Annotated in this window: 19 protein-coding genes; 11 read left to right on the top strand and 8 right to left on the bottom strand. The window is 66.9% G+C overall.

Annotation, left to right across the window (positions count from 1 at the left end; genetic code table 11):
* Window positions 1–87 precede the first annotated feature (87 nt).
* Together ACQR1L_RS02670 and ACQR1L_RS02665 are read left to right on the top strand one after the other, a co-directional pair.
* A complete protein-coding gene (locus tag ACQR1L_RS02670) occupies window positions 88–1,446 on the top strand; it encodes a Rieske 2Fe-2S domain-containing protein (RefSeq protein ID WP_434856354.1) in 1,359 nt (452 codons plus the stop codon).
* A 287-nt stretch (window positions 1,447–1,733) separates the two neighbouring features.
* Entirely contained in the window at window positions 1,734–3,173 is a 1,440-nt protein-coding gene (locus ACQR1L_RS02665; RefSeq protein WP_434856353.1) for a glutamine synthetase family protein, read from the top strand.
* A 343-nt stretch (window positions 3,174–3,516) separates the two neighbouring features.
* Here ACQR1L_RS02665 and ACQR1L_RS02660 read toward each other — a convergent pair whose 3' ends face one another.
* On the bottom strand, window positions 3,517–4,221 hold the full coding sequence (locus ACQR1L_RS02660) for an SDR family oxidoreductase (protein ID WP_434856352.1): 705 nt from the start codon (window positions 4,219–4,221) through the stop codon (window positions 3,517–3,519).
* A 279-nt stretch (window positions 4,222–4,500) separates the two neighbouring features.
* On the opposite strand from ACQR1L_RS02660, the gene ACQR1L_RS02655 reads away from it, so the two are divergent.
* The 5 genes from ACQR1L_RS02655 (at window position 4,501) to ACQR1L_RS02635 (ending at window position 10,102) form a co-directional block, all read left to right on the top strand.
* Window positions 4,501–6,105 (top strand): hybrid sensor histidine kinase/response regulator, encoded by a 1,605-nt coding sequence (locus ACQR1L_RS02655; RefSeq protein ID WP_434856351.1) that lies wholly within the window; start codon window positions 4,501–4,503, stop codon window positions 6,103–6,105.
* Window positions 6,106–6,167: 62 nt separating this feature from the next.
* Window positions 6,168–7,181: a magnesium and cobalt transport protein CorA gene (locus ACQR1L_RS02650; protein ID WP_434856350.1), complete on the top strand. Its 1,014-nt coding sequence runs from the start codon at window positions 6,168–6,170 to the stop codon at window positions 7,179–7,181.
* Between the two features lie 124 nt (window positions 7,182–7,305).
* Window positions 7,306–8,808 carry a glycerol kinase GlpK gene (glpK, locus tag ACQR1L_RS02645; RefSeq protein WP_434856349.1) on the top strand — a complete coding sequence of 501 codons (1,503 nt, stop codon included), beginning with the start codon at window positions 7,306–7,308 and terminating at the stop codon, window positions 8,806–8,808.
* 4 nt (window positions 8,809–8,812) lie between these two features.
* On the top strand, window positions 8,813–9,409 hold the full coding sequence (locus ACQR1L_RS02640) for a GNAT family N-acetyltransferase (RefSeq protein WP_434856348.1): 597 nt from the start codon (window positions 8,813–8,815) through the stop codon (window positions 9,407–9,409).
* 60 nt (window positions 9,410–9,469) lie between these two features.
* Complete coding sequence (locus ACQR1L_RS02635) at window positions 9,470–10,102, top strand: glutathione S-transferase family protein (protein ID WP_434856347.1); 633 nt, start codon at window positions 9,470–9,472, stop codon at window positions 10,100–10,102.
* Between the two features lie 318 nt (window positions 10,103–10,420).
* On the opposite strand, the gene ACQR1L_RS02630 is transcribed toward ACQR1L_RS02635, so the two are convergent.
* From ACQR1L_RS02630 to ACQR1L_RS02620, 3 genes are read right to left on the bottom strand one after another with little or no spacing between them, the layout of a single operon-like run.
* On the bottom strand, window positions 10,421–11,440 hold the full coding sequence (locus ACQR1L_RS02630; RefSeq protein ID WP_434856346.1) for an HlyD family secretion protein: 1,020 nt from the start codon (window positions 11,438–11,440) through the stop codon (window positions 10,421–10,423).
* On the bottom strand, window positions 11,437–12,156 hold the full coding sequence (locus tag ACQR1L_RS02625; protein ID WP_434856345.1) for an ABC transporter ATP-binding protein: 720 nt from the start codon (window positions 12,154–12,156) through the stop codon (window positions 11,437–11,439). Before ACQR1L_RS02625 ends, ACQR1L_RS02630 begins: the two co-directional genes overlap by 4 nt.
* Entirely contained in the window at window positions 12,153–13,286 is a 1,134-nt protein-coding gene (locus ACQR1L_RS02620) for an ABC transporter permease (protein WP_434856344.1), read from the bottom strand. Before ACQR1L_RS02620 ends, ACQR1L_RS02625 begins: the two co-directional genes overlap by 4 nt.
* A 512-nt stretch (window positions 13,287–13,798) precedes the next feature.
* On the opposite strand from ACQR1L_RS02620, the gene ACQR1L_RS02615 reads away from it, so the two are divergent.
* Together ACQR1L_RS02615 and ACQR1L_RS02610 are read left to right on the top strand one after the other, a co-directional pair.
* Complete coding sequence (locus tag ACQR1L_RS02615) at window positions 13,799–14,449, top strand: LemA family protein (protein WP_434856343.1); 651 nt, start codon at window positions 13,799–13,801, stop codon at window positions 14,447–14,449.
* A gap of 20 nt (window positions 14,450–14,469) precedes the next feature.
* Window positions 14,470–16,203, top strand: coding sequence for a M48 family metalloprotease (locus ACQR1L_RS02610; protein WP_434856342.1), 1,734 nt, complete (start codon window positions 14,470–14,472; stop codon window positions 16,201–16,203).
* A gap of 139 nt (window positions 16,204–16,342) precedes the next feature.
* On the opposite strand, the gene metH is transcribed toward ACQR1L_RS02610, so the two are convergent.
* Window positions 16,343–20,206: a methionine synthase gene (metH, locus tag ACQR1L_RS02605; protein ID WP_434856341.1), complete on the bottom strand. Its 3,864-nt coding sequence runs from the start codon at window positions 20,204–20,206 to the stop codon at window positions 16,343–16,345.
* Window positions 20,206–21,123 carry a methylenetetrahydrofolate reductase [NAD(P)H] gene (metF, locus tag ACQR1L_RS02600; protein WP_172133741.1) on the bottom strand — a complete coding sequence of 306 codons (918 nt, stop codon included), beginning with the start codon at window positions 21,121–21,123 and terminating at the stop codon, window positions 20,206–20,208. The genes metH and metF overlap by 1 nt, the downstream gene beginning before the upstream one ends.
* Before the next feature lie 373 nt (window positions 21,124–21,496).
* Between metF and ACQR1L_RS02595 the strand changes: the two genes are divergently transcribed.
* On the top strand, window positions 21,497–22,516 hold the full coding sequence (locus ACQR1L_RS02595) for an LLM class flavin-dependent oxidoreductase (RefSeq protein WP_434856340.1): 1,020 nt from the start codon (window positions 21,497–21,499) through the stop codon (window positions 22,514–22,516).
* A 121-nt stretch (window positions 22,517–22,637) separates the two neighbouring features.
* On the opposite strand, the gene ACQR1L_RS02590 is transcribed toward ACQR1L_RS02595, so the two are convergent.
* On the bottom strand, window positions 22,638–23,501 hold the full coding sequence (locus tag ACQR1L_RS02590) for a prephenate dehydratase (RefSeq protein WP_434856339.1): 864 nt from the start codon (window positions 23,499–23,501) through the stop codon (window positions 22,638–22,640).
* Window positions 23,502–23,519: 18 nt separating this feature from the next.
* Window positions 23,520–24,260: a 3-deoxy-manno-octulosonate cytidylyltransferase gene (locus ACQR1L_RS02585; protein ID WP_434856338.1), complete on the bottom strand. Its 741-nt coding sequence runs from the start codon at window positions 24,258–24,260 to the stop codon at window positions 23,520–23,522.
* Window positions 24,261–24,499: 239 nt separating this feature from the next.
* On the opposite strand from ACQR1L_RS02585, the gene ACQR1L_RS02580 reads away from it, so the two are divergent.
* Complete coding sequence (locus tag ACQR1L_RS02580) at window positions 24,500–25,048, top strand: c-type cytochrome (RefSeq protein WP_434856337.1); 549 nt, start codon at window positions 24,500–24,502, stop codon at window positions 25,046–25,048.
* Window positions 25,049–25,063 lie beyond the last annotated feature (15 nt).

Here is a 25,063-nt window from a genome sequence, read left to right as displayed (position 1 = left end):
GCGAACATGTGTTCGTCTAGCGAACATTATTGGATGATCGCGTGACGTCAACGCCCGACTTGAGACGCAACAGGAGGAACGGCCATCATGATGAGCCAGGAGCAGAACGACCTCATCACGCGCATCGGACCGGGCAGGCCTGCCGGTAAACTGATGAGGATGTACTGGCAGCCGGCGGCGCTGGTGGACGAGCTCGCGGGCGAGCGGCCGGTGCGCGCGGTGAAGCTGCTCGGGCAGGACTTCGTGCTCTTCAAGGATGAGCAAGGCCGCTACGGACTCCTTGACCGCGATTGCCCGCACCGCGGCGCCGATCTCGCCTTCGGCCGGCGCGAGAATGGCGGCCTGCGCTGCGCCTTCCATGGCTGGCTGTTCGACGTCGAGGGCAACTGCCTGGAGACCCCGGCAGAGCCGGCCGGCTCGCCGCTGTGCAAGAACGTCAAGCAGCGCTCCTATCCCGTCGTCGAGAAGGGCGGCATCCTCTGGGCCTGGCTCGGGGAGGGCGAGGCGCCGGCGTTTCCGGATCTCGACTGTTTCACCGCGCCGGATACCTACACTTTCGCCTTCAAGGGCTTGATCGAATGCAACTGGCTGCAGGCGCTTGAGGTCGGCATCGATCCGGCGCACGCCTCGTTCCTGCACCGTTTCTTCGAGGACGAGGACACCTCGACCGCCTACGGCAAGCAGTTCCGCGGCGCTTCCGCCGACAGCGAACTGCCGATGACCAAGGTGCTGCGCGAATATGATCGCCCGATCATCAATGTCGAGCGCACCGAATACGGCCTGCGCATCATCGCGCTGCGCGAGATCGACGCCGAGCGCACCCACGTCCGTGTCACCAACCAGTTGTTCCCGCATGCCTTCGTGATTCCGATGAGCACGGAGATGACGATCACGCAGTGGCACGTGCCGGTCGATGACGAGACCTGCTACTGGTACGCGATCTTCACCAGCTATGGCGCGCCGGTCGACAAGGCCAAGATGCGGGCGCAACGCCTCGAGCTTTATGAATTGCCGGACTATCGCTCGCGCAAGAACAAGAGCAACGATTACGGCTTCGATCCGCGGGAGCAGGCGACCGAGACCTACACCGGCATGGGCAACGACATCAACGTGCACGACCAATGGGCGGTGGAGTCGATGGGCCGCATCCAGGACCGCACCCGCGAGCATCTGGGACAATCGGACAAGGCGATCATCCAGTATCGCCGGCTGCTGCGCGAGCAGATCGAAGCGGCCGCCGGCGGCGAGAAGCCGATGCTGTTTCTCGACGCGGCCGAGGCGCGCAGCGTACAGGGGCCGGCGACGATGGACGGCATCGGCCCGACCCGCGGCTGGGAAACCTACTGGATGGAAGTCGACGTCCGCCGCCGCCGCAACGCCCCCTGGGCCGCGCCAGTGCCGGCGGATATCATCCGCCTCGCCCCGCATCTGAGTGCTGCCGAGTAACCAGCGCGGTCGTGACATCATTTTCGTTGATGTGCCCGTGCTCTCGCCCCGCAAGTGGTGCGCTCCCTCTCCCCGTTCTTCACGGGGAGAGGGTTGGGGTGAGGGGCAGCCACACCCACCGACCGTGCGAAGAGCCCCCTCACCCGGATTGCATCTAACGATGCAATCCGACCTCTCAGCGCGAGCGAAGCTCGTCGCGACCCCGCAAGCGGGGAGAGGTAAGGACAGTGCCCGCTTGCGGGCAGGAAATTGATCATGCAAGTTGCCACTCCACTCAGGAGCCATCGTTGAGTTTCGTCGCCAAGCATCAGTTGTGGACCGCCGAGCAGGCCGAGGCCGCAACGCGCATGCGCCGGATCGCCGAGGAGCAGGGGCTCACCACGATCCGTCTCTCCTTTCCCGACCAGCACGGCATCCTCCGTGGCAAGACGCTGGCCGTCGATGCCGCGCTGTCCTCGCTCGAGTCCGGCTGCGCGATCACCACGACTCTGCTCGCCAAGGATACCTCGCATCGCACAGTGTTTCCGGTGTTCACCGCCGGCGGCGGCTTCGGCATGACGGAGATGCAGGGCGGCAGCGATGCGCTGATGGTCGCCGATCCCACCACGTTTCGCGTGCTGCCCTGGTCGCCGGGCACCGGCTGGGTGCTGTGCGACCTGTATTTCGCCAATGGCACGCCGGTGCCGTTCGCGACGCGCAACCTGCTGCGCTCCGCGCTGGCGGCGCTCGATGCGCGCGGGCTTCAGTTCAAGGCCGGCCTCGAGGTCGAGTGCCACATCTTCAAGGTCGAGGACCCGCGTCTCGCTCCCGGTGATGCCGGCTCGCCCGGACAGCCCGGCGTGCCGCCGTCGGTCAGCCTGCTGACCCAGGGCTACCAATATCTCACCGAGCAGCGCTTCGATCAGATGGAGCCCGCGCTCGAGATCATCAGGGCCAATCTCACCGCGCTCGGCCTGCCCTTGCGCTCGATCGAGCTGGAGTATGGCCCAAGCCAGTGCGAGTTCGTGCTGCAGCCCGGCATCGGTCTCGAACCTGCCGACACCATGGTGCTGTTCCGCAGCGCCGTGAAGCAGATCGCGCAGCGCCATGGCTATCACGCCACCTTCATGTGTCGGCCGCGCATTCCCAACGTGATGTCGTCGGGCTGGCACCTGCACCAGTCGCTGGTGGCGCGCGACGGCGGCAACGCGTTCATGACGGAGGAGACCGAGGGACTTTCCGCGCTCGGCCGCCACTACATGGCCGGCCTGCTCGCGCATGCGCGCGCAGCCGCCGTGTTTTCGGCGCCCACGATCAACGGGTACCGGCGCTACCGCTCCTATTCGCTGGCGCCGGACCGCGCCATCTGGGGCCGCGATAACCGCGGCGTCATGATCCGCGTGCTCGGCGGCGCCGGTGATCCCGCCACGCGGTTGGAGAACCGTATCGGCGAGCCCGCCGCCAATCCCTATCTCTACATGGCCTCCCAGATCACAGCCGGCCTCGACGGCGTCGACCGCAAGCTCGATCCCGGCCCGTCAGCCGACGTGCCCTACGAGACCAAAGCGAGCCTGCTGCCGAAATCGCTGCGCGAGGCCGTCGACGCGCTGAAGGACGATGCCTTCTTCCGCAACGTCTTCGGCGCCACCTTCATCGACTACTACACCTTCATCAAGAACGCGGAGATCGAGCGCTTCAACGCCGAAGTGTCCGACTGGGAGCAGCGCGAATATTTCGAGATGTTTTGACGAGCGATGCTTGTGCGGGAAGCAGGAGTGATGTGGCGGGGCCAAGGCGAAGCTTCTTAGATATCAACTCTCGCCACGCGCGACCATGATAACCCTCACCCTGAGGAGCCCGCCTTGAGGCGGGCGTCTCGAAGGGCGAGGCCCCACTGCGGCCTCATGGTTCGAGACGCGCCGCGGGCGACGATCTTGCCTCGCATCGCCCAGGTCGGCGCGGCGCTCCTCACCATGAGGTTCTGGTACCCCAAGCGGGTCCTGCACACCAATCATCAACACGCCGAGAGGCGTGTAGATGGAGAGGGTCCAACGCTGTGATCGGAGCTGTGTCCGTGGGGGCGCCGCGCCCTCACACGCTGCGCGTCAACCCGCCGTCCACCCGGATGTTCTGGCCGGTGATGTAGGCCGCTCCCTCTGAGGCCAGGAATGCGATGGTCGCGGCGATCTCCTCGGATTTGCCGTAGCGACGCATCGGCACGGTCTGGCGGCGCTCCTCGGTGGCCGGCAGGCTGTCGATCCAGCCTGGCAGCACGTTGTTCATTCTGACGTTGTCGGCCGCATAGGTGTCGGTGAAGATCTTGGTGAACGCGGCGAGCCCTGCGCGGAACACCGCCGAGGTCGGGAACATCGCCGAGGGCTCGAACGTCCAGGCGGTCGAGATGTTGATGATCGCACCATTCTTCTGCGCCTGCATGATCGGCGTGACGAAGCGCGCGGGGCGGATGACGTTGAGCAGGTAGGTATCCATCCCCGTGTGCCACTGCTCGTCGGTCAGCTCCAGGATCGGCGCGCGCGGGCCGTGGCCGGCGCTGTTGACGAGCACGTCGATGCGGCCCCATCGGTTCATCGCGCCATCCACGACGCGCTTGAGATCGTCGTTGGACTTGTTGGAGCCGGTGATGCCAAGGCCGCGCAGCTCCCCCGCCAGCGCCTCGCCCTTGCCCGACGAGGACAGGATCGCGACGTGAAATCCGTCCGCGGCAAGACGGCGCGCGGCCGCTGCGCCCATGCCGCTGCCGCCCGCCGTCACGAGCGCCACCTTGTGTTCTGCCATGGCCGTTTCTCCTGCCCATCTCCGATGATCGGAGCGGTGATGTAGCGCGCCGGATCGGAACCGTCGAGCGTAACGGGAGATACGCGAACGGTGCTCCAAGGCGTTCCCCAAATGGTTCCCGCGGCGGGTTGTCGCTTTCGCGTGAGCGCCCATCGCCGGATTCAGCACAGGCAAGTGAGGCGGGAACCCGTTCCCACTCAGCGGCATATCAAGGGTGCATCGCGGCCGCCTGTGCGTCGTCGGGCGCAGAGACACAAGGCAGTCGGAGCTGGGAAGACAATGTCAGAAGAGAAGCCGCAGCGCGTCCGCGCGGTCGTCGACAGCGGCGACGCATCCGATCTGTCGTCGGAGCGCCACGACATCTTCTTCGCGGCCGTGGAAACGACGCGGATGCCGATGATCGTCACCGATCCGCGCCAGCCCGACAATCCGATCCTGTTCGCCAACCGCGCCTTCCTGGAGATGACGGGTTACGAGTCCGGCGAGATCGTCGGCACCAATTGCCGCTTCCTGCAGGGGCCGGATACCGACCAGGAAACGATCGCCGCGATCCGCAGCGCGATCGCGGCCCGCCGCGACATCGCGGTCGAGATCCTGAACTATCGCAAGAACGGCGCGGCGTTCTGGAATGCGCTGTTCATCAGCCCGGTCTACAACCGTGACGGCGAGCTGGTGTATTTCTTCGGCTCGCAGCTCGACGTCTCGCGCCGGCGCGACGCCGAGAGCGCGCTGGTGCAGTCGCAGAAGATGGAGGCCATCGGCCAGCTCACCGGCGGCATCGCGCATGACTTCAACAACATCCTGCAGGTGATCATCGGCTATACCGAGACCCTGCAGGGCGCCGTCGGCGAGCTCGGGCCGCGGCATCGCCGCGCGGTCGAGAACATCCGCACTGCCGCCAATCGCGCCGCGACCCTGACGCAGCAGCTGTTGTCGTTCGCGCGCAAGCAGCGGCTCGACAGCCGGCCGATCAACCTCAATAACATGATCGAGAGCCTGGTGCAGATGGCGCGGCATACGCTCGGCGAGAGCGTGCGCATCGTCGTCAAGGCGCAGCCGGGCCTGTGGAACAGCCGCATCGACCAGACCCAGGCCGAGGTCGCGCTGCTCAACCTGTTCGTCAACGCGCGCGATGCGATGCCCGATGGCGGCACGCTGACGATCCGCACCGAGAACAAGGAGATTTCGGAAGAAGACGTCGTGCAGTTCGGCGTGCCCAAGGGCGGCCGCTACGTCGCGCTGAAAGTGTCCGACGACGGTGTCGGCATCCCGCCGCACATCCTCGCCCGCGTCGCCGAGCCGTTCTTCACGACCAAGGAGGAGGGCAAGGGCACGGGGCTTGGCCTTGCCATGGTCTATGGCTTCACCCGTCAGTCCGGCGGCAGCACCTATATCTACAGCGAGGTCGGCTATGGCACGACGGTGCAGCTCTTGTTTCCGGCGACCGAGCAGGAGATCGCTGCGCCCTCGATCCGTCCGCAGATGGCGATGGACCGCACCGGCAGCGAGCGCATCCTGATCGTCGAGGATCGCGCCGACGTGGCCGAGCTGGCGCGCTCGATCCTGGAGGATTTCGGCTATCGCACCGAGCTCGCCGCCAATGCGCAAGCCGCGCTGGAGCTGTTGGATTCGGAGGTCCGCTTCGACCTGCTGTTCACCGACCTCGTGATGCCCGGCGGCATGAACGGCACGGTGCTGGCGCGCGAGGCGCGCAAGCGGCAGCCGAAGCTGAAGGTGTTGCTCACGACCGGCTATTCCGACGCCGCGGTTGAGCGCGCCGACGCCAATATCGGCGAGTTCGAGATCATCAACAAGCCGTATCGCCGCACCGACCTCGTCCGCCGCGTCAGGCAGTTGCTCGACGGCCCGACCGGCGTCACCTGATGCGCCGCTTGACCCAGCGAGTCCTCGCGTCGAAAGTAGGTCTCGAGAGCGGAGAACCGGGGATGCGCCACGTCGCGATTCAGCCATCGGGCCAAGGGCCGCGCGAGCCCGGCGTGGTCGCGGCCGGCGTCTATGCCGATGGCCGCCGCGTCGCCGACATCCCGATCGAGGATGCCGGCGCCTGGAGCAGGCGGCCGGGCCATGTGGTGTGGATCGGGCTGCACGAGCCGGACGCTGCGCTGCTGCAGCGGGTGGCCTATCAGTTCGGGCTGCATGAGCTCGCGATCGAGGATGCCTCGAAGGCGCACCAGCAGCCGAAGGTCGAGCGCTATGGCGACGCGCTGTTCATCGTCGCCCGCACCGCGCAACTCGTGAAGGATCACATCGTCTTCGGCGAGACCCACATCTTCGTCGGCCCCGGCTTCGTCGTCTCGGTGCGCCACGGCGCCTCGACCTCCTATGGCGCGGTGCGCGAGCGCTGCGAGAGCTGTCCCGGATCTCTCGCCAAGGGCGAGGACTACATCCTCTATGCGATCCTTGATTTCATCGTCGACAACTACCGCCCGGTGACCGAGAGCATCATGGCCGAGGTCGAGACGCTGGAGGAGGTCGTGCTGCAGCGGCCGCTGGCGCGCCACGAGGTCGACCGGCTCTATCGGCTCAGGCGCGACCTGCTGCGGCTGCGCCGCGCCGTGGGTCCCGTGGTCGACGTCTGCAAGCGGCTGGAGCATGTCGACAATGTCGCCATCGACGCCGAGATGGCGCCGCTGTTCCGCGACGTGCTCGACCACGCCAAGCGCGCCGAGGAGGACGCGGATTCGCTGCGCGAGATCCTCGCCTTCGTGTTCGAGGCGAGCATGATGGCCGGCCAGGCGCAGCAGACCGACATCGCCCGCCGGCTCGCGGCCTGGGCCGCAATCCTCGCGGTGCCCACGGCGGTCGCCGGCATCTACGGCATGAATTTCGAGCACATGCCGGAGCTGAAATGGCAGTACGGCTATTACGCCGTCCTCGGCTTCATCGCCGTGGTGTGCAGCGTACTGTATTGGCAATTCCGCAGGCGGGGCTGGCTGTAGCGGTTGCCGGTCGCGTTGCGGCGTCATTCCGGTGAGAAGCGCAGTGGCTGCACCTTGACCTCGCGCGCCTGATCCGCTTGCTTGTCCGCCCAATTCGCAACCATCCTGCCGGGAAGAAACACCCATGTCCTTCGTGCTAGCCATCGATCAGGGCACCACGTCCTCGCGCGCGATCGTCTTCCGTTCCGACATTTCCATCGCCGCCGTGGCGCAGCAGGAGTTTCCGCAGCATTTCCCGGCCTCCGGCTGGGTCGAGCATGAGCCCGAGGACATCTGGACCTCGACCGTGATGACCTGCCGCGACGCGCTGGAGAAGGCGGGCCTGGGGCCCGCGGACATCGCCGCGATCGGCATCACCAACCAGCGCGAGACCACCGTGGTGTGGGACCGCGCCACCGGCCAGGCGGTGCACCGCGCCATCGTCTGGCAGGACCGCCGCACCGCCGACATCTGCGCGCGGCTCAAGGCAGAAGGCCATGAGCCCGACGTCAGCGCGAAAACGGGCCTGATCATCGATCCCTATTTCTCCGGCACCAAGGTGGCCTGGATCCTCGATCACGTGCCGGGCGCGCGCGAGCGCGCCGAGCGCGGTGAGCTCCTGTTCGGCACCGTCGACTGCTACCTGCTGTGGCGGCTCACCGGGGGCCGGGTGCATGCAACCGACGCCACCAATGCCTCGCGCACCCTGCTGTTCAACATCCACACCGGGCAGTGGGACGACACGCTGCTGAAGCTCTTGCGCGTGCCGCGCTCGATGCTGCCCGAGGTGAAGGATTCCTCCGCCGATTTCGGCACCACCACGCCGGACCTGTTCGGCGGCCCGATCAAGGTGGCCGGCATCGCCGGCGACCAGCAGGCCGCGACCATCGGCCAGGCCTGCTTCACACCGGGCATGATGAAGTCGACCTACGGCACCGGCTGCTTCGCGCTGCTCAACACCGGCGCGACGCCGGTGAAGTCGAACAACAAGCTGCTGACGACGATCGCCTATCAGCTCAACGGCGTCAGGACCTACGCGCTCGAAGGCTCGATCTTCGTCGCCGGCTCCGCGGTGCAATGGCTCCGTGACGGTCTCGGGATCATCAAGCACGCCGCCGAGACCGGCCCGCTCGCCGACAAGTCGGACTCGATGCAGTCGGTCTATCTCGTTCCGGCTTTCGTCGGCCTGGGCGCTCCCTATTGGAATCCGCGCGTCCGCGGCGCGCTGTTCGGCCTCACCCGCAACACCGGTCCGGCCGAGCTCGCGCATGCGACCCTGGAAAGCGTCTGCTACCAGACCTACGATCTCTGGGCGGCGATGCGCGCCGACTGGCCGGATGCGTCCGCTGCGACCATCGTGCTGCGCGTCGACGGTGGCATGACCGCCTCGGACTGGACCATGCAGCGGCTCGCCGATCTGCTGGACGCGCCGGTCGATCGCCCGATGATCCAGGAGACGACGGCACTGGGCGCGGCCTATCTCGCCGGCCTCAACGCCGGCGTCTATCCCGAGCCGGAAAAATTCGCCGACAATTGGCGGCTGGAGCACCGCTTCAGGCCGGCGATGAGCGCGGCCACCCGCCAGCGCAAGCTCGCCGGCTGGGCCCGCGCGGTGAAGGGCGTGCTGGCCAGCGACGAGGGCGAGTAGGGGCGTGGCTGCAGGTCTCGACGGCATCTTCGACATCCCGGCCGGCAGGATCGCCGCGGTGGTGACCTCGCTCGACATGCAGGCCCCGCCGGTGATCCCGCCCGATCCCGTCGGCGACTGGAGCATCCGGCGCGTCGCGCAGCCGGATCTCGACTGGTACCGCGATCTCTATGCGCGCGTCGGGCGGGAGTGGCTCTGGTCGCTGCGGCTGCGGATGAGCGATGCCGAACTGGCGGCGGTCATTCGCGCAGCCGGAGTCGAGATCTATACGCTCGCGCATGACGGCGGCGACGAAGGCCTGCTGGAGCTCGACTTCCGCAAGACCAACGAATGCGAGCTGGCGCTGTTCGGCGTCACTTCGAAGCTGATCGGCACCGGTGCCGGACGCCTGTTGATGAACCACGCGCTGCGCCGCGCCTGGGCGCAGCCGCTCACGCGGCTCTGGGTTCACACCTGCAGCTTCGATCACCCGCGCGCGCTGACCTTCTATCAGCGCGCCGGCTTCCGGCCCTATCGCCGCCAGATCGAGATCGCACCGGATCCCCGCCTCGACGGCACGCTGCCGCGGGAAGTCGCAGGCCATGTGCCGCTGCTGGGCTGAAGTTGGCAGCTGACAATCGGGCCGAATGACGCTTCAATACCGGGAGCAGGAGGATGCCGCATGTTCCTGATCGGCCAATACGACTCGCCCTTCGTCCGGCGCACGGCCATTGCGCTGAGGCTCTACGACATACCCTTCGAGCACAAGCCGTGGTCGACCTTCGGCGACGCCGACAAGATCGCGCCGTATAATCCGCTGCTGCGCGTCCCGGTGCTGGTGCTCGACAATGGCGAGGCGCTGATCGATTCCGCGGCGATCCTCGATCATCTCGACGAGACCGTCGGCCCCAGGCGCGCCATGCTGGCGCCGAGCGGCGCGTTGCGCCGTCAGCAGTTGCACACCATCGCGTTCGCCACCGGGCTTGCCGACAAGGCCGTCAGCCTGATCTACGAGCGCGTGCTGCGCAAGGATCGGCTTGCGCTGTGGGTGGAGCGTTGCGAAACGCAGATCGCCGGCGTGCTGGCCATGCTGGAGGCGGAGCGCACGGATGGTACGACGGACTACTGGTATGGCGAGGGTATCGGCCACGCCGACATCGCCGTCGCCTGCGCGCTACGCTTCACCTCGGAGGCGCATCCGCATCTGTTCGACGCAAAGCGTTATCCGGTGTTGGCGGCCCACGCCGCGAGATGCGAAGCCCTCCCTCCGTTCCAGGAGATCGTCCAGCCGCTCGCGCCGCCGAGCGGGGATTAGTTCAACCGATTCTGTCGCCGCCACGGCGGCGGTGCGCTCCCTCTCCCCGTCTTTCACGGGGAGAGGGTCGGGGTGAGGGGCCGCCACACGGGAGGTGTTAGGAAGGGGCACACGCGCCGGGCGTGTTCGTGGATGGACCTGTACCCCCTCACCCGGATTGCATCTTTCGATGCAATCCGACCTCTCCCCGCCCTAGCGAAGCTTCGCTTCGCCCTGGCGGGGCGAGGTGCAGCGCGCCAGCGGCGGCAGATCGGCTCAATTTAACCGGACGCAGCTCGATGCGCGTGAAGTGCGTCGGTCGTGGAAGCACACCAGCCCTCACGGCTTGAAATACACATCCACCTTCATCCCCACCGCGAACGGCCCCGGCTCGGCCAAGTCCACCAGCACCTCGACCACATCGACGTCCGTCATGTTGCGCTGGCTGAGCGCAGCCGTGCGGCTGCTCTCGACCAGCGGCGCGACCGCTGCGACCTTGCCGGCGACGTCGCGGCCGCGGAACGCGTCGGAGCGGACCACGGCCTGCTGGCCCGGCTTGATCTTGTCGAGATCGCGCTGGTCGAGCTCGGCGCGCACCCGCAGCGACGACATGTCGCCGAGCAGCACCAGCGGCGGTGTCGATTGCGGCGAGGCAATCTCGCCGGCGCGCGCGTTCACTTGCAGCACGGTGCCGTCGAGCGGCGCGCGGAGGGTGAGCTTCTCCAAGCCGGCGCGCGCCGCCTGCAGTTCGCTGCGCGCGACGTTGAGCTGGCCCTCGGCGCTGACCGGCAGCGGCGCGTCGGCGGTGACCTTGCGCAGGTCATCGGTCTGCTGATCCAGCTTGGCCTGAGCAGTCGTCAGTTGCGTGCGCGCTGCATCGACGTCGCTGTCCGCGCCGCGGTCCGCACGTCGCTCGGCCACGGCCTTGTCGAGCGCAATGCGTGCGTCGAACACAGCCGCCTGCGCATCCGCGACGCCATCCTCGGCGCGTCGCCGAGGCCCTGCGCCCGACGGCGTGGATTCCTTGTTGCGGACGCGCTTGCGCATCGCGGCCTGCGCCTCGGCGCTGGCGAGTTGCGCGCGCGCCTCGGCGTCGGTGAGTCGCACCAATGCCTGGCCGGCGAACACGGCGTCGCCGGGTTTGACCAGCACCTCCTGGATCGCGCCGACCACGGGCGCGCCGAGCTTGATCAGGCCGGAGGCCGGCTCGACGCGGCCGGGCGCGACCGCGAGCCAGCGCTCCTCCTGGGCGTTCGCGGCGCGCGCCTCCAGGATGATCCCGCGCGGCGCGACCGCGAGCGCGGTGGACGCCGCCAGCAGCAGCGCGATAGCCTGGTGGGTTCGGCCGGGCTTGTTCATGCGTTCGAGACCTTCTTCATCGAGTCTGCCACGGCCTCCTCGCGAACGATGCGGCCATCCTCGATATGAATCACGCGGCTGGCGAACGGGAGAATGCGCGGATCGTGTGTCACCACCAGCACGGCGCGCGACGGATCCTTGGCGATGTCGGCGAGCAGCGTCATGATCGCCTGCCCATTGGCGGTGTCGAGCGCGCCGGTGGGCTCGTCGGCGAGGATGAGCTGCGTCTTGCCGACGATGGCGCGCGCGATCGCGACGCGCTGCTGCTCCCCGCCGGAGAGCTCGCGCGGCAGCGATTTGCGCTTGTGGCCGAGACCGACGGTGGCCAGTACGTCGCGCGAAGCAAGTTTCGCCGCCCGCGCGCGCTCGCCGCGGACGTCCAGCGCGAGCCGCACATTGTCCTCGGCGTTCAGCGTCGGGAACAGGTGATACGACTGGAAGATGAAGCCGATGCGCTCGCGCCGGAGTTTTGCCAGCGCCTCCGCATCGAGCCCGGCGACAGCGTGGCCGCCGATATGCACCGTCCCGGCGTCCGGCGTCATCAGGCAGCCCAGGATCGACAGCAGCGTGGTCTTGCCGCTGCCGGAGGGGCCCATCAGCAGCACCAGCTCGCCGCCCTTCAACGCCAAGCTCACGCCCTTCAGCGCCTGCACCCGGCCGGCGCCCTGGCCAAGGTGATGGACGAGATCGGTGGCCGCGAGCACGACGTCGGTCATCGCGAGAACACCATGGCGGGATCGATGCGCATCACCTTGACGATCGCAGCGACCGCCGAGCCCACGCACATCGTCACCGTCAGCAGGAACAGCGCCACGGTCAGCATCGGCGTCATGATCACGGGCAGGGCTGATTCCGCTGTCGCGGCCGCGACGATCTTGCCGATGCCGGCCGCGCCAGCAAAGCCGACGATGGCGCTGAGCAGCGCCTGCCAGATGATGACCGTGTAGATGTAGCGGCTGGACGAGCCGATCGCGCGCAGGGTGGCGAATTCGTTGATGTGGTCCTTGGTGCTCGAATACAGCGTCTGTGCCACGATCACAGTGCCGACGATGACCCCGAGCAGCGCGCCGGCGAACAGCGCCGCGCCTGCGCCGGTGCCGAACAGCCAGAACGAGCGGCTGCGGTTGCGAAACTCGGCCGCGGTCAGCACCTCGACATTGCCGATGCTGTCGCGCAGCGCCTGCTGGGTCTTCCAGAGATCGGCATCGGGCGCCAGCCGCACCAGCAGATAGGACGCCTTGCTCGGCGTCGTCCCCGTGTAGCTGCGCGCGCGCTCGACGTCGGTGAAGACGTAAGGCGTCGTCGTGAACGAGCGGATGCCCTTGCTCACCGCCATCACTTGCACCTTGCGGTCGCGCAGCTCGGCGGTCTGCTCAACGCCCGTGATGCCGAGCCGCTCGAAATAGGTCTGGTCGATCGCGACCGCGCCAGGCACCGAGAGATCGTCGAGCCGGCCCTCGACCACGTTCCAGGGATGCAGGCCGAGCCCGCGCAGCTCCGAGCCGACCACGAAGACCGGCGTCGTGGTGCCCTGCGGCAGCCGCCATTGCGCATAGCCGATGACGAGCGGCGTCGCCTCGGCGACGCCCGGAACCGCCAGCGCCCGGAACCGCTGCCGCTCGTCGAGCAGCGAGGGATCCTCGAAGCATTTGGTGCCGACCGGCATGATCCAGAGTTGCGCCGGGGAATGGTCGATCATGGTCGTCACCATGCGGCGGAAGCCGACATAGAGGCCCATCTGCACGGTCACCAGCACGATCGAGAAGATGATGCCGATCACGGTCGCGACGAAGCGCAGCCTGTCATGGAACAGGTTTCGCGACGCAAGCCTGAACTGCAACGACATGAACCAAAACCACCCGGCGCCCCCCAGGGCATTTCAGCCGGTTACGGGGGCGATGTCCACGCCGGATCGGGGGCGATCAGCTGTGGCGCTTTGTCATTCGGGGCAGCCGTGGCGCGGGGGACACGGGATTAGGGCAGCGCTCAGGCCCGCGGGTAAGCCGACCAGGATGCGTCAAAATCAATGTCGCCCCGGCCTTGAGGCCGGGACCCATAATTGACAGCCAGCAGTGATGCGCTCGATCTCAGCCACCGTGTGCCACAGATGCATCATGCGTGATGGGTCCTGGCGCCGCGGGGGGAATTGCGAACGAGGGCAGGACGACGGTTGTGGGTGGGTGAGGCCGCGCCAACTCTTCGCGCCGAGGGCGGTCTTGCCGTCAGGCGAGATGCCTGGCCCCGGGTACAATCTGAAACAGGACAGGAATCTCATTACAACTTGAGCGATCCGCGGTGCAAAGTCTTAGAGGGGACGGATGTAAAGCTTGCCGAAAAATCGCGTCTCGGGGGTATTTCATGTCTTCCTTTTCAGTCGAAAACTTTCTCCAGGCCATCGATTTCTCCGGGCGCGTGACCCGCGCCGCCAACGTCGCGCTGGACTATTGGTGGGCCTGGCTGCTCGCCGGCGCGGTGCTCTGGCTGTTGCTCAAGATCCGCGCGCAGCACGCGCTGCTGGGCCAGCTTGACGAGCGGGCGGATGCGGCGTTCGGCGACGTCGACGCGCTCCTGATCGAGCGGCACGCGCTGATCGGCAACCTCGTCGAGGTGGTCCGCGCCTTCGCGACCAAGGAGCACGACGTGATCCGCGACGTGCTGGAGGCCCGCGTCGATGCGTTGGAGGCGCTCACCGGCGGCGGCGGATCGGTGATCCAGGCCGACACGCAGATCGCCAATGTCCTGCAGAACCTGTTCTCGGTCAGCGAAAGCTATCCGGCGCTGGCCAGCGCCGCGCATTACAGCACGCTGCGCAGCGATCTGATCCGGATCGAGGAGCGCATCACGGCGGCGCGGAAATTCTACAATCTGGCGGTGGAGGAACTGAACTCGGTCCGCCGCGCCTTCCCCAGCAACGTCATCGCCTGGTTGTGCGGGAGCGCCGCGCGCGAGAAGTTCACGCTTGGCGAGCGCCGCTCCGAATTCGCCGGTCCGGTCAAGATCAGCCTGTGATCACCTGAGGAGCGGGCGCCATGGCCGTCCACGGCTACGTCACGCACGCCGCCTACAACCGGCGCTGCACGGCCCTGCTGATGCTGGCCTATGTCGTGTCGTTCGAGGTGATCGGCACCTTCGCGCTGACGATCTATCTGCTCGTCGCCGACCATGAGCACACCATCCTGTCCAACCCGGCCGGCTATGCCGTCCGCTACGCACTGCCGATCGCGCTCGCCACTGGCCTGATGTTCTGGTGGATGTATCGCGGCCATGCGAAGGCCGTGATGGAGACGCTCGGCGTGCGGCTGGTCTCGCGCCAGGAGGAACCGCGCTTCGTCGCCATTGCCGAGGAGCAGTGCACCGCGCTCGGAGTCCGCCTGCCGCGCTTCGGCGTCATCGAGGCGAGCGAGCCCAACGCCGTCACCGTGGGCGAGGGGCCGAAGGCCGGCCTGATCGCGGTGACGCGCGGCCTACTCGATCAGCTCGACGACGACGAACTGGCGGCGGTGCTCGCGCATGAGGCGTCGCATATCCGCCATGGCGACACCAGGCTGCTCGCCGCGAATCACGCGTTGATGCGGACCGCTGTCATCCTGCAGATGAACAATCCGCTGCGGTTCGAGCACTGGCGCCAGATCCTGGTCGCCGTGCTGGTGCCGCCGATGCTGCCGCTGTTGCTCGCCAGCAGCATCGCGACCGTGACCTCGCTGCGGCTCGCGCGCGCCGCGCGGCGCAGCCTGAAGCTCGGGCGTGACCATATCGCCGATGGCGAGGCGATCAGGGTCACGCATTTTCCCGAAGCGCTGCTCAGCGCCATCCGCAAGATCGGCGGCCGCGGCATGTTCCACGGCAGCGCGCGGGTCGAGGGCCTCCTGTTCGACGGACCTGCGGATCACGCCGGCGGCAGCCATCCCAGCATCGCCGAGCGGCTTGACGCCATCGCCGCGCTCGGCCGCGAGCTGATGAGTCCGGCACGGCGGCGGCGCGACAGCCGTGTGCCGTCGGCGCCGCGCTTCGGACGCCGTCCACGCTCGGCCCTGTCGCTCTATCCGCTCGACGCTTCGGGCCGGCCGTTGGAGAAGCCGGCGCAGCCCGAGACCAACCTCCTGATGCTGTATCTGTTCGACCGCGAGACGTTTCGCGCCTGGCACAATGCCTCGATCGCCTGGGAGGAGCGGAAGCTCGACGAGCGCCGCAACGTGATCGGCGTGGCGCCCCTGGTCTTCGTCATGCTCGTCATCGGCAGTTTCGGCGCGGTCTATTCCTATTGGCCGAAGGACGGCAACCTCTCCACGCTGGTCAATCTGTACAGTCCGGCCAGCCTGGTCGAGATGGCCCGCATCACGCAGTCCGGTCCGTTCTGCATCGGCTCGTCCTATCGCGACGGAAAATGCCCGGCCAGGACCGCCCCGGCGGTTCCGTCCGAAGCGAGCCAGCCGGCGAGCCGCGGCGGCGACTTGTCCGGTACGTTCGGTGCTCCCCGGACAGCCGGTGCATCCGATCAGCCGTCTGCGGCAGTCGAGAGCCGCAAGTCGAACTCGACGCCGCTTTGGGCATGGCTGTTCGTCCTTGTCGCCATCTGCGTGACGAACCCTAGTCTCATCCCGCGCATCATCGCCCAGCTGGCCGCCCATGCCCGGCTGATCTTGCGCTTCGTCGCGGCCTCCTCGGCGAAGGCCGATCGCTTCGAAGGCACTGACCCGGCGAGCGTGGCGTGGCCACAGCACGATGCTCCCACGTCCAGGACGTTCGGACGACGCAAGATCTGACGTGCGCCAGGGCGGGGATCCATAACCCCAGGAAGAAGCTGTCGCGCGCCGTATCGACCACCGCAGACGACGGGTAGATCACGCGGTATGGGTCCCCGCGTTCGCGGGGACGACAGGTGTTGTATCGAGACAGTGCGGGCTACTTCGCGCCAACCGCCTTCTTGCGCCAGGCCAGATGAACCGCGCAGGTGCAGTCCACGGGGTGGCTGGCCAGCTCGGCAGGGGCCGCATCGTTGGCGGGGGCGGGCGAGGCGACCGGGCGGGGCGTCTCGGTCGGCTGTACGCCGCGCGCCGGGATGTAGTTCAGGATCGGCGCCAGCCAGCGCTCGACCTCGGCCACCGTCATGCCCTTGCGTGCGGCGTAGTCCTCGACCTGGTCGCGCTCGATCTTGCCGACGCCGAAATAGAAGCTCTCCGGCGAGGCGAAGTAGAGGCCCGAGACCGACGAGCCCGGCCACATCGCAAAACTCTCGGTGAGCCGCACGCCGGCGTTTTTTTCCGCATCGAGCAGCTCGAACAAGGTCGCCTTCTCGGTATGGTCAGGCTGCGCCGGATAGCCGGGGGCGGGGCGGATGCCCTCATACTTCTCCAGGATCAAATCGTCGGCGGAGAGCGTCTCGTCCGGGGCATATGCCCAGAACTCGCGGCGCACGCGGGCGTGCAGGCGCTCGGCGAAGGCCTCGGCGAGGCGGTCGGCCAGCGCCTTGACCAGGATCGAGGAGTAGTCGTCATTGGCGTTCTTGAAGCGGTCGGCGACCGCGTCCTCGCCGAGCCCCGTCGTGACGACGAAGCCGCCGACATAGTCCGGCACGCCGGAGCCGGCAGGGGCGACGAAGTCGGACAGCGCGGTGTTGAAGCGGCCCTCGCGCTTCTCGAGCTGCTGGCGCAGCGTGTGCAATGTTGCGATCGTCTTGGTGCGGCTGTCATCGGCATACAGCACGATGTCGTCGCCGACAGCGTTGGCCGGCCAGAAGCCGATCGCGGCGCGCGCGGTGAACCACTTCTCGTCGACGATCTGCTTCAGCATCTTCTGCGCGTCGTCGTACAGCGCCCGCGCGGCCTCGCCGACCTTGGCATCGTCGAGGATGGCCGGGAAGCGGCCGGCCAGCTCCCAGGTCTGGAAGAACGGCGTCCAGTCGATATAGGGCACGAGCTCGGCGAGGTCGTAGTCCACGAAAGTCTTGGTGCCGAGGAAGGTCGGCTTCACCGGCCTGGCCTTGGTGAAGTCGACCTTCGGCGCGTTCGCGCGGGCGTCCTTGAGCGACAGCCGCTTCTTGTCGGCCTGGCCGCGCAGATGCGCGGCCGCGATCTTCTGATACTCGGTGCGGATCTCGGCCGCATAGGCGTCCTTGCGCTCCGCCGACAGCAGCGAGGAGGCCACGCCGACGGCGCGGCTGGCGTCGTTGACATGCACCACCGGCCCGCTTTGGTAGTTCGGGTCGATCTTCACGGCGGTGTGGACGCGGCTGGTGGTCGCGCCGCCGATCAAGAGCGGCACGTTCAGCCCCTGGCGCTCCATCTCGGAGGCGAGATACGCCATCTCGTCGAGCGACGGCGTGATCAGGCCAGAGAGGCCGATGATGTCGGCATTCTCCGCCTTGGCGGTGTCGATGATCTTCGCGGCCGGCACCATCACGCCGAGGTCGATGACCTCGAAATTATTGCACTGGAGCACGATGCCGACGATGTTCTTGCCGATGTCGTGGACGTCGCCCTTGACGGTGGCGAGCACGATCTTGCCGGCATTGGAGCGCTCGTTGGCGCGGCCCTTGTTGGCGGCCTTCTCGGCCTCCATGAACGGCATCAGATAGGCGACCGCCTGCTTCATCACGCGCGCCGACTTTACGACCTGCGGCAGGAACATCTTGCCGTCGCCGAAGAGGTCGCCGACCACGTTCATGCCGGCCATCAGCGGACCTTCGATGACGTCGAGCGGACGCGTCGATGCGGCGCGCGCCTCCTCGGTATCCAGCTCGATGAATTCGGTGATGCCGTGCACCAGCGCGTGAGAGAGGCGCTTGTCGACCGGCCATTCGCGCCAGGCGAGATCGGCCTCCTTGGTCTGCTTGCCCTGGCCGCGGAATTTCTCGGCCAGCGCCAGCAGCCGCTCGGACGCGCCGGGATCGCGGTTGAGCACGACGTCCTCGCACACCTGGCGCAGCTCGGGATCGATGTCGTCATAGACGATCATCTGGCCGGCATTGACGATACCCATGTCCATGCCCGCCTTGATGGCGTGATACAGGAACACCGAGTGCATCGCCTCGCGCACCGGCTCATTGCCGCGGAACGAGAACGACAGGTTGGAGACGCCGCCGGAAATGTGGGCATGCGGCAGGTTCTGGCGGATCCAGCGCGTCGCCTCGATGAAGTCGACGCCGTAGTTGTTGTGCTCCTCGAGACCGGTGGCGATCGCAAAGATATTGGGATCGAAGATGATGTCCTCGGGCGGGAAGCCGACCGTCTCGACCAGGATCTTGTAGGCGCGGGCGCAGATCTCGGTCTTGCGCTGATAGGTGTCGGCCTGACCGGTCTCGTCGAACGCCATCACGACGACCGCGGCGCCGTGGCGGCGCGCGATCTTCGCCTCGTGGATGAACTTCTCCTCGCCTTCCTTCAGCGAAATCGAGTTCACCACCGGCTTGCCCTGCACGCATTTCAGGCCGGCCTCGATGACGTGGAATTTCGAGGAGTCGACCATCACTGGGACGCGCGCGATATCAGGCTCGGCGGCGACCAGGTTGAGGAAGGTCCGCATCGCGGCTTCCGAATCTAGGAGGCCCTCGTCCATGTTGACGTCGATGACCTGGGCTCCGTTCTCGACCTGGTCGCGCGCGACCTGCAGCGCCGCGGTGTAGTCGCCGGCGGTGATCAGCTTGCGGAATTTGGCCGAGCCGGTGACGTTGGTACGCTCGCCGACATTGACGAACGGGATCGCGGGCGTCAGCTCGAACGGCTCCAGGCCCGACAGCCGCAGCCGCGGCGCGATGTCAGGGACGACGCGCGGCCTGTGCGGAGCGACAGCGGCGGCGATCGCCGCGATATGGTCCGGCGTGGTGCCGCAGCAGCCGCCGACGATGTTGACGAGGCCGGACGCAGCGAACTCGCCGATCAGCCGCGCCATATAGGCCGGAGTCTCGTCATATTGGCCGAACTCGTTGGGCAGGCCGGCATTGGGGTAGGCGCAGACCAAGGTATCCGCGACGCGGCCGATATCGGCGACGTGGGCGCGCAGGTCCTCGGCTCCGAGCGCGCAGTTGAAGCCGATCGTCAGCGGCTGGGCGTGACGCACCGAATTCCAGAACGCCTCCGGCATCTGACCCGACAGCAGGCGGCCTGACTTGTCGGTGATGGTGCCAGAGATCATCACGGGCACGTCGATGCCGCGCTCCTCGCACAGCTCCGCGATCGCATACAGCGCCGCCTTGGCGTTGAGCGTGTCGAAGATGGTCTCGACCAGCAGGATGTCGGCGCCGCCGTCCAGCAGTCCGCGCGCCTGCTCGCCATAGGCGATGCGCAAATCGTCGAAGGTGACCGCGCGATAGCCGGGGTTGGAAACGTCGGGCGAGATCGAGGCGGTGCGGTTGGTCGGGCCCATCGCTCCGGCGACGAAGCGCGGCTTGCCGTCCTCGGCCGCAACACGCGTGGCCGCATTGCGCGCCAGGCGCGCGCCTTCACGGTTGAGCTCGTAGATGATGTCGGAGAGATCGTAGTCGGCTTGCGCGATCGACGTCGCCGAGAAGGTGTTGGTGGCGACGATGTCGGCGCCGGCGCGCAGATACTGCGCGTGGATGTCCTCGATTGCCTCGGGTTGCGTCAGGATCAGCAGGTCGTTATTGCCGCGGAGGTCGCGATGAAAATCCTTGAAGCGTTCGCTGCGGAACGCAGCCTCATCGAACTGCAGCGCCTGGATCATCGTGCCCATGGCGCCGTCGAGGATCAGGATGCGCTGGCGCGCGGCGGCGAGGAAGGCGGTACGCGCATTGGAAACAGGAGGGGACATCAGGCGGCGACCTTGTTGACGGACTTCGGCCGGATGCCAAGCAGATGGCTGATCGCGAACACGAGGTCGGCGCGGTTCATAGTGTAGAAATGGAAGGTGTCGACGCCATGCTTGGCGAGCTTGTGCACCTGGCCGGCGGCGACGGTGGCCGCAATCAGCTTGCGGGTCTCCGGATCATCGTCGAGACCCTCGAACTTCTCGGCCAGCCACTCCGGCACGCTGGTGCCGTTGCGGGTCACGAAGCCGCGCGCCTGCTTGAAATTGTGCATCGGCATGATGCCGGGCACGATCGGAATGTCGATGCCGCGGGCGCGGACGCGGTCGAGGTAGCGGAAGTAGACGTCGTTGTCGAAGAACACCTGGGTGATCGCGCGGGTCGCGCCGGCATCGACCTTCGCTTTCAGCATATCGATGTCGGCGTCGAAGTCGCGGCTCTCCGGATGCTTCTCGGGATAGGCCGAGACCGAAACCTCGATGTCCGGGTGGCGCTTCTTGATGCCGGCGACCAGATCGGGCGAGCTCTGATAACCCTCGGCATGGGCCTGGTAGGGCGTGCCGATGCCGCCGGGCGGATCGCCGCGCAAGGCGACGATGTGGCGGACGCCGACCTCGTGATAGCGGTCGACGACCTCATCGATCTCCCCGCGGGAGGCGCCGACGCAGGTGAGATGCGCCGCCGGCAGCAGCGCGGTCTCCTTGAGGAGGCGTGCGATGGTGGCGTGGGTGCGCTCGCGGGTCGAGCCGCCGGCGCCATAGGTCACCGAGACGAAGCTCGGCTCCAGCGGCGCCAGGCGCTCGATCGAGGTCCACAGCGTCCGGTCCATCTCCTCGGTCTTCGGCGGGAAGAACTCGAACGAGATCTTGGGCCTGATGATCGCGGAATGTCCGTCAGTGATGGCGGTGGCGAGGTCGGTCATGGCGGCGCAGGTTCCCGATGGCGCGTAAATTTCAACTTGAGAGCGGATCGCCCGCTGGATGAGCCAAGATAAGGGAAGTGAGTCGCAAGCGACAGCCCACCAGAAATGGGATTTAGCCCACAATCATTCGAATATCGCTCGATTCTCTGGAGTTCGTGGATCGTAAAGTGGGCGAAGAAAACTTAGCAAAATCAGTCTTTCGGAGCTTCAATTGGCGAATTCATGAGTCGATTGTGGGTGGGACAGTGTTATTCTATGGCTGTATACAGCTTATTCATCCCACTATTTGTCAGGCCGTCATCCCTGCGTTTCCGGCAGGTCACCGACGCAGTTCGGCCATTGTGGGCCGGCGCGCAGTCACTAGGTTGAAGCCATGATCCCGATTTCAGTCCTCGACCTCTCTGTCACGACGACGGCCACGCCCGCCTCAGCGGCGCTGCGCAACAGCATCGATCTGGCCCGCCATGTCGACCAGCTCGGCTATGTCCGCTATTGGCTCGCCGAGCATCACAGCCTTGTTTCGGTGGCGAGCCCGTCGCCCGACATCATGATCGGGCAGATCGCTGCCGTCACCAAGCACATCCGCGTCGGCTCCGGCGGCGTCATGCTGCCCAACCACGCGCCGCTGGTGGTCGCCGAACGCTTCAAGATGCTGGAGGCGCTGTTTCCCGGCCGGATCGATCTCGGCCTCGGCCGCGCGCCGGGCACCGACGGCACCACGGCCTATGCGTTGAGGAGCCGGCTCGATCGCCGCGAAGGCGACGATTTCCTGGAGCGGCTGCACGAGCTGACCTTGTGGGAGACACGCGAGTTTCCCGCCGGCCATCCCTACAACAACGTCATCGCCATGCCCGACGATGCGCCGTTGCCGCCGATCTGGCTGCTCGGCTCCAGCGACTATTCCAGCGAGCTCTCGGCGCAGATGGGCATGGGTTTTGGCTTCGCGCATCATTTCGCCAATCACGATGCGATCGACGCGATGCGCACCTATCGCGCGCATTTCACGCCGTCGCGCTGGCGCTCGCAGCCGCATGCGGTGCTGGCGGTCGCGGTCGTGACGGCGGAGACCGATGCGGAGGCCGAGCGGCTGGCGTCGTCGATGGACCTCAACCGTCTCCGTCGCGACCGCGGCCAGTTCCTGCCGCTGCCGAGCCCGGAGGAAGCGGCGGCCTATCCGTATACGGACTCCGACCGCGCCTCGATCGCCCGCAACCGCTCGCGGCTGTTCGTCGGCTCACCGGCGACCGTGCGCGCCAAGCTCGATCCGATGATCGCGGCGAGCCAGGCCGACGAGCTGATGGTGATCACCGCGATCTTCGACCACGAGGCCCGCAAGCGCTCCTACACCCTGCTCGCCGACGCCTTCGGCCTGCAGCGGCAGGCGGCGGCGTAAGCCCTGCATCCTCTCGGCGTCATTCCGGGGCAAGGCCGCAGGCCTTGAACCCGGAATCCCGAGTTAAGTTTTGCCACTCGAGATTCCGGTCGGGTCCGTCGGACCATCCCGGATTGACGGCCTAGCCTTCCAGCCGCTCGCTGAACGTCGCCCGGAACGGATGGGCCGGATAGACGCCGACGATGCGCAGCTCGCGCGAGAAGAACTTCAGCTCCTCCAGCGCGAAGGCCAGTCCCTTGTCCTCGGGATGGCCGTCGACATCGGCGTAGAATTGCGTGGCGAAGAAATTGCCGTCGACCATGTAGCTTTCGAGCTTGGTCATGTTGACGCCGTTGGTCGCGAAGCCGCCGAGCGCCTTGTACAGCGCGGCCGGCAGGTTGCGGACGCGGAACACGAAGCTCGTCACCAGCGGGCCGGAGTTCTGCTCCGCCCATTGCGGCTCGCGCGCCAGCACGACGAAGCGGGTGGTGTTGTGGGCCTCGTCCTCGATGTCCTCGGCGAGGATATCGAGGCCATAGATGTCAGCGGCGAGCCGCGAGGCGATCGCGGCAACGCTCTTGTCGCCCCGCTGCGACACGTCGCGCGCGCTTCCGGCAGTGTCGCCGGCGACGATCGGCCGGACGCCGAGCTGGCGGATGATGCGGCGGCACTGGCCGAGCGCGTGGACGTGGCTCTCGACGGTCTTGATGTCGGCGAGCCTAGTCCCCTTCAGCGCCATCAGCTGGTGGCGGATCGGCAGGAACCACTCGCCGATGATGTACAGGCCCGACCCCGGCAGCAGATGGTGGATGTCGGCGACGCGCCCCGCCACCGAGTTCTCGATCGGGATCATGCCGAGATCGGCCTCCCCGGACGAGATCGCGCTGAGCGCGTCCTCGAAGGTCGGGCAGGGCATGGCCTCGGCGGTCGGATAGGCCTCGGAGATGGCGATATGGGAATTGGCTCCCGGCTCGCCCTGGAATGCGATTTTCAAGATCTTGCTCATGTGGGGCCTTGTAGCAGCTTAGGTCTGTGACAGCAGCCGGCGGGCGGTCTCGAGGTCGGCCGGGGTGTCGACGCCGCGCGGGACGGCATCGACCACCATGACGTCGATGCGCATGCCGGCCTCCAGCGCGCGGAGCTGTTCCAGCTTCTCCTGCTGCTCCAGCGGCGACGGCGGCAGGCGGACGAAGCGCTCCAGCGCCGCGCGGCGGTAGGCGTAGAGGCCGATGTGATGGTAGCGCGGTCCGTCGCCATGCGGCGCCGTAGCCCGGGTGAAATATAGCGCGCGCATGCGCCGGCCCGACAGAGGCGAGCCGACCGCCTTGACGACGTTCGGGTTGAGGCTCTCCTCCTCGGTGTGGATCTCGGCCGCCAGCGTCGCGATGTCGACGGCGGGGTCGTCGAGCGGCGGCAGCACGTCGCTGATGCTGCGGGGGTCGATGGTCGGGAAGTCGCCCTGCAGATTGACCACGATCTCCGTCTCACCGGCCGGATCGAGCTTGCACATCGCCTCATAGATGCGGTCGGACCCGGAGGGATGATCCGCCCTGGTCATGACCACCTCGCCGCCCGCCGCCGTCACGGCCGCGGCAATCTCGGGCGTGTCGGTGGCCACCGCCACGCGGCCGATCGCCGCTTCTTCCGCGCGTCGCAGAACCTGGACGATCATCGGCACGCCGGCGATGTCGAGCAGCGGCTTGCCGGGCAAGCGGGTCGAGGCCATGCGGGCGGGAATCAGGACGAGAATCTTGGAGCGGGACATCCGGGAAAGCGCATTCGGAGCCGGTCGCAACAGCGCGTCCGGACGAGGGTGGGGACAGCAAAAACCGCCCGCTTATACGGGTTGCCAGAGCACGGGCAAACCGATATCTCACTTCTGCCGCAGGGGGAGGCGCGACGGCTCGATTCTGCTCGATGCCTTCTCGAAATCCTGGGGCGATTCACGGCCGCGGCCACGCGGCCTCAAAGCAATGAAATCCGCCCTCGGAGCCTGATTCCAAAATGGACTCCTTCGAACTGAACAAAATCCTCGGCGCCGTGCTGGCCGCCTGTCTCGTCGTGCTGGTCACGAGCTTCTCTGCGGGCGCGATCTTCGCGCCGAAGATGCCGGAGAAGCCGGGCTTCGAGATTGTCGTGAAGGAGGCCGAGAGCGCCGGCAAGCCGGGCGCCGCGCCGGCCGCCGCCGAGCCGATCGAGAAGCTGTTGCAGACAGCCTCGGTCGAGAAGGGCGCCGTCGCCGCCAAGAAGTGCGCCTCCTGCCACACCTTCGACAAGGGCGGCAAGAATGCCGTCGGCCCCAACCTCTACGGCATCGTCGGCGACCACGTCGGCGAAGGCCGCGGCTTCAATTTCTCCGCGGCGCTCAAGGCCAAGGGCGGCACCTGGACGATCGATGCACTGAACCAGTTCATCGCCAACCCGAAGGGCTATGTCCCGGGCACCGCGATGGGCTTTGCCGGCATCCAGAAGGACTCCGAGCGCGCCGACGTGCTGGCCTATCTGAACTCGCTGTCGGACAACCCGGCGCCGCTGCCGACCGCAGCCAAGTAACCCGCGACTTATCTC

It is taken from the genome of Bradyrhizobium sp. HKCCYLR20261 (genome assembly GCF_051168435.1).
Classification (GTDB): domain Bacteria; phylum Pseudomonadota; class Alphaproteobacteria; order Rhizobiales; family Xanthobacteraceae; genus Bradyrhizobium.
The sequence above is the reverse complement of the archived record's forward strand: the minus strand, read 5'-3'. Positions and strand labels throughout refer to the sequence as shown.

Coding starts and splice junctions, on each gene's coding strand:
- ACQR1L_RS02670 (WP_434856354.1), top strand. CDS start 88: ATGATGAGCCAGGAGCAGAACGACCTCATCACGCGCATCGGACCGGGC.
- ACQR1L_RS02660 (WP_434856352.1), bottom strand. CDS start 4,221: ATGGCAGAACACAAGGTGGCGCTCGTGACGGCGGGCGGCAGCGGCATG.
- ACQR1L_RS02655 (WP_434856351.1), top strand. CDS start 4,501: ATGTCAGAAGAGAAGCCGCAGCGCGTCCGCGCGGTCGTCGACAGCGGC.
- ACQR1L_RS02650 (WP_434856350.1), top strand. CDS start 6,168: ATGCGCCACGTCGCGATTCAGCCATCGGGCCAAGGGCCGCGCGAGCCC.
- glpK (WP_434856349.1), top strand. CDS start 7,306: ATGTCCTTCGTGCTAGCCATCGATCAGGGCACCACGTCCTCGCGCGCG.
- ACQR1L_RS02635 (WP_434856347.1), top strand. CDS start 9,470: ATGTTCCTGATCGGCCAATACGACTCGCCCTTCGTCCGGCGCACGGCC.
- ACQR1L_RS02630 (WP_434856346.1), bottom strand. CDS start 11,440: ATGAACAAGCCCGGCCGAACCCACCAGGCTATCGCGCTGCTGCTGGCG.
- ACQR1L_RS02625 (WP_434856345.1), bottom strand. CDS start 12,156: ATGACCGACGTCGTGCTCGCGGCCACCGATCTCGTCCATCACCTTGGC.
- ACQR1L_RS02620 (WP_434856344.1), bottom strand. CDS start 13,286: ATGTCGTTGCAGTTCAGGCTTGCGTCGCGAAACCTGTTCCATGACAGG.
- ACQR1L_RS02615 (WP_434856343.1), top strand. CDS start 13,799: ATGTCTTCCTTTTCAGTCGAAAACTTTCTCCAGGCCATCGATTTCTCC.
- ACQR1L_RS02610 (WP_434856342.1), top strand. CDS start 14,470: ATGGCCGTCCACGGCTACGTCACGCACGCCGCCTACAACCGGCGCTGC.
- metH (WP_434856341.1), bottom strand. CDS start 20,206: ATGTCCCCTCCTGTTTCCAATGCGCGTACCGCCTTCCTCGCCGCCGCG.
- metF (WP_172133741.1), bottom strand. CDS start 21,123: ATGACCGACCTCGCCACCGCCATCACTGACGGACATTCCGCGATCATC.
- ACQR1L_RS02595 (WP_434856340.1), top strand. CDS start 21,497: ATGATCCCGATTTCAGTCCTCGACCTCTCTGTCACGACGACGGCCACG.
- ACQR1L_RS02590 (WP_434856339.1), bottom strand. CDS start 23,501: ATGAGCAAGATCTTGAAAATCGCATTCCAGGGCGAGCCGGGAGCCAAT.
- ACQR1L_RS02585 (WP_434856338.1), bottom strand. CDS start 24,260: ATGTCCCGCTCCAAGATTCTCGTCCTGATTCCCGCCCGCATGGCCTCG.
- ACQR1L_RS02580 (WP_434856337.1), top strand. CDS start 24,500: ATGGACTCCTTCGAACTGAACAAAATCCTCGGCGCCGTGCTGGCCGCC.